Annotated in this window: 6 protein-coding genes; 4 read left to right on the top strand and 2 right to left on the bottom strand. The window is 63.1% G+C overall.

All coding sequences use genetic code 11. The features are described from left to right. On the top strand, positions 1-214 hold a 214-nt coding region (locus tag WA989_RS11580; protein ID WP_424340657.1), incomplete at its 5' end, for a YkvA family protein. Positions 215-467: 253 nt separating this feature from the next. Here the strand turns inward: WA989_RS11580 and WA989_RS11575 are convergent. Then, on the bottom strand, positions 468-1,778 hold the full coding sequence (locus WA989_RS11575; protein ID WP_424340656.1) for a penicillin-binding protein activator: 1,311 nt from the start codon (positions 1,776-1,778) through the stop codon (positions 468-470). Here WA989_RS11575 and rsmI point away from each other — a divergent pair. The 3 genes from rsmI to WA989_RS11560 are packed head-to-tail and all read left to right on the top strand — an operon-like array spanning position 1,772 to position 3,745. Next, positions 1,772-2,698 carry a 16S rRNA (cytidine(1402)-2'-O)-methyltransferase gene (rsmI, locus tag WA989_RS11570; protein ID WP_424340655.1) on the top strand — a complete coding sequence of 309 codons (927 nt, stop codon included), beginning with the start codon at positions 1,772-1,774 and terminating at the stop codon, positions 2,696-2,698. The two genes, WA989_RS11575 and rsmI, sit on opposite strands and share 7 nt — an antisense overlap. After that, complete coding sequence (locus tag WA989_RS11565; protein ID WP_424340654.1) at positions 2,691-3,074, top strand: YraN family protein; 384 nt, start codon at positions 2,691-2,693, stop codon at positions 3,072-3,074. Before rsmI ends, WA989_RS11565 begins: the two co-directional genes overlap by 8 nt. A gap of 38 nt (positions 3,075-3,112) precedes the next feature. Then, positions 3,113-3,745, top strand: coding sequence for a BON domain-containing protein (locus WA989_RS11560; protein ID WP_424340653.1), 633 nt, complete (start codon positions 3,113-3,115; stop codon positions 3,743-3,745). Between the two features lie 191 nt (positions 3,746-3,936). On the opposite strand, the gene WA989_RS11555 is transcribed toward WA989_RS11560, so the two are convergent. Then, the gene (locus tag WA989_RS11555; protein ID WP_424340652.1) at positions 3,937-4,740 is read right to left on the bottom strand and encodes an META domain-containing protein; all 804 of its coding nucleotides are present in this window, start codon (positions 4,738-4,740) and stop codon (positions 3,937-3,939) included. Positions 4,741-4,763: the final 23 nt, after the last annotated feature.

The following is a 4,763-nucleotide window of genomic DNA, read 5'->3' as shown; positions in this document are numbered from 1 at the left end:
CAAGAAAGTGAAGGCGATCCTGTTCGCTGCCCTCGGCTATTTCGTCGTGCCGACAGACGCGCTGCCCGACATTATCGTCGGCCTCGGCTTTACCGATGACGCCACCGTGCTCGCAACCGCGCTCGGCATTGTCGGTGCCCATATCCAGCCCAAACACCGCCGCGCCGCCAGACGCCTGCTTGGCCTGCCGGAACCGATCGGCAAGGACGATTAGGGTGAGCCTGCCCCCGCCCGCCACAGGGGCAGGATGTTGCGTGGGGTTCGGATGTCTTGCCAGCGGCCTTGTGGTTCGACCCCCCTCCTGAGCCTGTCGAAGGACGCTCACCATGGCGGCCTTTTACAGACGTCAGAAATAGCCCGCCATGGTGAGCGAAGTCGAACCACGAGCGGGCGTTTCTCTACAAATTTCGGATTGCGCCCTCTCGCCTCCGGAGACGGTCGGGGTGGGACCCCATCGAGGTTAAGACCTACCCGATATCCGGCTCGAAGCTCTGTCCGGCTGGCTGGATTTCCTCTGCGCCTTCTGACGAGATTTCATAGATGGCAAGCTGACGCTCGCTGGTGCCGTCTGGCGCGAAGCGGAACAGGCCGTTCAGCCCGTAAAAGCCGTCACGCTCGGTCAGCTCCTCGCGATCAAGCTCACCATCCTTGGCAAGCTGCATGGCGAGCGCAGCCGCATCATAGGCCTGCGAGGCAAGCGAGCTCGGCGCCTGTCCGTAGATCCGGCGATAGCGAGACTCGAAGGCTTGCAGATCGGCCTGCGGCGGGGCAACGAACCAGCCCTCCGACAGCGATGGCTCGCGCCAGATGCCAGGATCATTCCAGCCGCTCAGGCCCATCAGTTTCACGCTGCGGCTGACCCCATAATAAGCCAGCAGCGGCGCAACCCGGCGCAGCTGCGTGCCGCGCTCGGGGATCAGAACGGCGACACGGCCATTGGCGCTCGCCTGATTGATCGATTTGGCGAGATATTGCGCTTCGCTCGTCGGTGAGCCTTCCCCGGCCGGATAATAGGCGCTCGACACAAGACTGCCGCCCGCCATCTGGACGTGGAACTGAAGCGCGGACTGGATGCGAGATCCGATATCGCTTTGCGGGCCGAAATAGGCAAACTGCCGGATGCCGCGAGAGACGGCATATTCGACCAGGGTGCGAACTTCTTCTTCCGGCGTGATCGAGGCGAGCCAGGTCGAGCCGCCAGCAACAGTGCGGTCATTCGAAAAGCCGACAATCGGCATGCCGGCGAGCGCCATGTCGGTATTCAGCACCGCAACATTCGAGCCGAAGAGCGGGCCGAGAAAGAATTCTGCCCCTTCGCGCTGGGCTTCGTGGGCCACTTCCACGGCCACGCTTTGCGAGCCTGCCGTATCCTTGGGCAGCAGAACAAATTCCTGATCGGCATGATCGAACAGGGCCATCTCGATGCCTGCCAGCATGCCTTCGGCTTCGGCGCGCACATTGGCGTTCGGGTGCGAGAACGGCAGCAATACACCGGCGCGGACAATGTCGCGGCCCTGCAGATATTCAGGCGTGAACCGGCCGGGCTTCGGCAGCGGCATGCCATTCACATCGGCCAGTATGGCGCTGTCATGGACGCTCCCTCGCCGCTCATCGCCGCGATCGACAGTCTCGCGTTCGGGCTCGACACGCGGCTGGCCGGTTGAGATCGGCGCTGGCGGCTGGCTCGGGCCTGTGGCACAGCCTGCAAGCGCAAGAAAAGCTGTCAGAACAAGGCTTGGCGCGAGGCCTGCAAAGCGCGATGGTGCCCAAGATGTCATCCAAAGATCCTTCCATTCCGGCAACGAGTCGCCCCACAGGCGAGACTAGTGCTGAGGCAGGCGCCGCGCAACACGGCAAAACCCGCCCGGCGCCCGGCCTCTATATCGTGTCCACGCCGATCGGCAATCTGCGTGATATTACCTTGCGCGCGCTCGATACGCTGGCCGCGGCTGATGAAGTTCTGGCCGAAGACACACGCGTCGCCCGCAAGCTGCTAGATGCGCATGGTATTCGCGCGAAACTGAGTGCCTACCATGACCATAATGGGGCAGAGAGGCGCCCCGGCATTCTTTCAAAGCTGGAAGACGGCGCGGTGATCGCACTGATTTCGGACGCGGGCACGCCGCTTGTGTCCGATCCGGGCTGGAAGCTCGCGCATGAAGCGGTCGAGCGTGGCATCAAGGTCATCCCTGTGCCGGGCGCCTCTGCCCTGCTCGCAGGCCTTGTGGCGTCCGGCCTGCCGAGCGACCGGTTCATGTTCTGCGGCTTTCTGCCCGTAAAATCCGGCCAGCGGCGCAAGGAGGCCGAAGTGCTGAAATCGGTGCCGGCAACGCTCGTCTTCTATGAAGGTGGCTCGCGCCTTGCCGCGTGTCTCTCAGACCTCGCCGAGACGCTCGGCGCGGACCGCTCAGCTGTAGTCGCGCGCGAGCTGACCAAGCTGTTCGAGGAGACGCGCCACGGCACGCTGGCAGAGCTTGCCGCCCATTACGCCGAACATGGCCCGCCCAAGGGGGAGATCGTCATTCTTGTTGGCCCGCCGCTCGAAGAAGCGCCCGATGAAGCCGACATTGATGCAGCCCTCGTCAAAGCCATGGCCGAGGCACCGATGAAAAAGGCGGCAAATGATGTGGCAGACGCCTTCGGCATTTCGAAACGCGAGGCCTATCAGCGGGCCCTCGCGCTGAAAGACAATGGCTGAGGCGTCCCGAAAGGCGGCTGAGCGGCGCGGCCGGCGGGCCGAAGCGATGGCCGCGCTCTGGCTGCGCCTCAAATTCTATCGCATCCTCGAAACACGCCTTCGCCTGCCAGTCGGAGAGATCGATCTCATTGCGCGTCGCGGCAATACGGTCGCCTTCATCGAAGTGAAAGCCCGCAACACCCGCCATGCGGCTGAAACGGCCGTAACATCAAAGGCCTGGCAGCGCATCAACCGCGCCGCAGAGAGCTGGATGGCCGGCCAGACCCACCTCTCAGGCTGCGATTGGCGGTTCGATCTTGTGGCGATTTTGCCACATCACTTGCCAATACATTTCCGTAATCACTGGCGCCCACATTTCGCCCCAACCCGGTTCTAGGCCATACTCATTGAATTATGTAGAAAGAGATTTGACCCATGCTCAGATCATCCCTCCTCGCGCTGGCCCTGACCGCGCCAATTCTCGCCTCAGGCTGCGCCGCTGCCGTCCTCGGCACGGCGGGCGCCGTCGGCGTTGCGTCTGTCCAGGACCGCACGCTTGGTGAGGCCGTCGACGACTCCACCGCGTCCAACGAAATCAAGACCAAGCTGCTCAGCGAAGGCGGTTTTGGCGAGGTCGATGTCGAAGTTGCCCAGGGCCTTGCGCTCCTGTCAGGCCGCGTCGCCAGCCCTGAGCAGCGCGTGCGCGCTGAGGACATCGCCTGGAGTTCGACCCGGGTAAGGGATGTCGCCAACGAGATCGTCATCGAACAGCCCGGCGGCTTTTTTGCCAATGCCTCGGACGAGCTGATCACCGCGCGTGTCCGCGCTTCGCTGATCGCCGCCAAGGCGGTGAAAAGCGTCAACTACAACATCGAGACCTATAATGGGGTCGTCTATCTGATGGGCATCGCCCAGTCGGATGCCGAGCTGCAGGAAGCCGCCGAACGCGCCAGCGTCGTCGGCGGGGTCGACCGGGTCGTGTCCTATGTCCGCGTGCGCAATCTGCCCGTGTCCTATGACGCCTCGGCCACTGACAATGAACTCATGGGCGCGCCCGCGACGAATTAGAAGCGATCGGGGGCAGCCCCACCCCGATCCTCCCGGAGGTAAGGGGGATAGCGTTTCGTCTGGTTCGACTGTTGTGCGAGCCGCCTTTTACAGACGTCAGAAATAGCCCGCCATGGTGAGCGAAGTCGAACCACGAGCGGGCGCTTTCACAACAATGACAGCCAGTCGCCTGCTCTCGGGATGGGCCCGGCCTACCGCGCCGCAATCGTCTCGCCCTCCGGCGTGCGCAGCAACAATGTGTCCGACCCGTTGAAGCGGACCGATGTCGCCTTGGACAGCACGTTCACGAAGGTCTGCTCCTGCTGCATCACGGGTCCGACGCAGGCTTTGCGCGTCATCGCCATAGGGCCGAAAGACAGCGTGCCGTCTGTGTAGTCGTAGCTGCCATTGAAGGCATTGCAGCCGCCATTGCCCCGGATCTGGCCGCCGTCTTCGAAACTGAACGTGATTTTTGTGCCGGACTGGACAGGCTTGCCGCTGATCGTCGCGACCATCCACTCCTTCGAGGTGAGGTCTTCAAGGCTTGCCCCGGTTGGCCCGGCCGGCGCGAGAAGCACGTCTCCCAACTCGTAAACCCCTTCAGTGCGCTCGAACACATAGGCGGTATCACTCGTCCAGATCAGCTCGCCCTCTGCATTGTCGATCGTGGCGCGCAGGGAGAGGCCATTGCCAGCCAGCTCGATCGCGGGATCGACAGTCACTTCGAACGGGATCGGCACCTGCCGGCCATTCAGCGCGAAACTCTCGGAGGCCACCTCATCCAGCGCGGCATCCTGCGGACCGTCTTCAAACACGGTGATCGTGGCAACGGCGCCGGGCGGAAGCGCAATACGCTGGCGATAGACGAGCGACCCGATGATCTGCATGGCCTCTTCCTGCACGACCGCCTCCGCCTCTGCATCGGCCTGCTCCCCGCTCGCCGGCTGCGTGGACCGGTCGGTCTCACATCCGGCCGCAAACACCGCGACAAGCCCGGCAGCGATGAGTCTGATCATGAGAACCTCTCTTTTATGTCTGA

The sequence above is a fragment of the Henriciella sp. genome, assembly GCF_049649345.1.
Lineage (GTDB): Bacteria > Pseudomonadota > Alphaproteobacteria > Caulobacterales > Hyphomonadaceae > Henriciella.
Note: the sequence above shows the minus strand (reverse complement) of the source record. Positions and strands in the feature narration are given on the sequence as shown.

What these genes read in the sequence shown, in the direction of transcription:
- WA989_RS11565 (WP_424340654.1), top strand. Translation starts at nt 2,691, where the DNA reads ATGGCTGAGGCGTCCCGAAAGGCGGCTGAGCGGCGCGGCCGGCGGGCC.
- WA989_RS11575 (WP_424340656.1), bottom strand. Translation starts at nt 1,778, where the DNA reads ATGACATCTTGGGCACCATCGCGCTTTGCAGGCCTCGCGCCAAGCCTT.
- WA989_RS11560 (WP_424340653.1), top strand. Translation starts at nt 3,113, where the DNA reads ATGCTCAGATCATCCCTCCTCGCGCTGGCCCTGACCGCGCCAATTCTC.
- WA989_RS11555 (WP_424340652.1), bottom strand. Translation starts at nt 4,740, where the DNA reads ATGATCAGACTCATCGCTGCCGGGCTTGTCGCGGTGTTTGCGGCCGGA.
- rsmI (WP_424340655.1), top strand. Translation starts at nt 1,772, where the DNA reads ATGTCATCCAAAGATCCTTCCATTCCGGCAACGAGTCGCCCCACAGGC.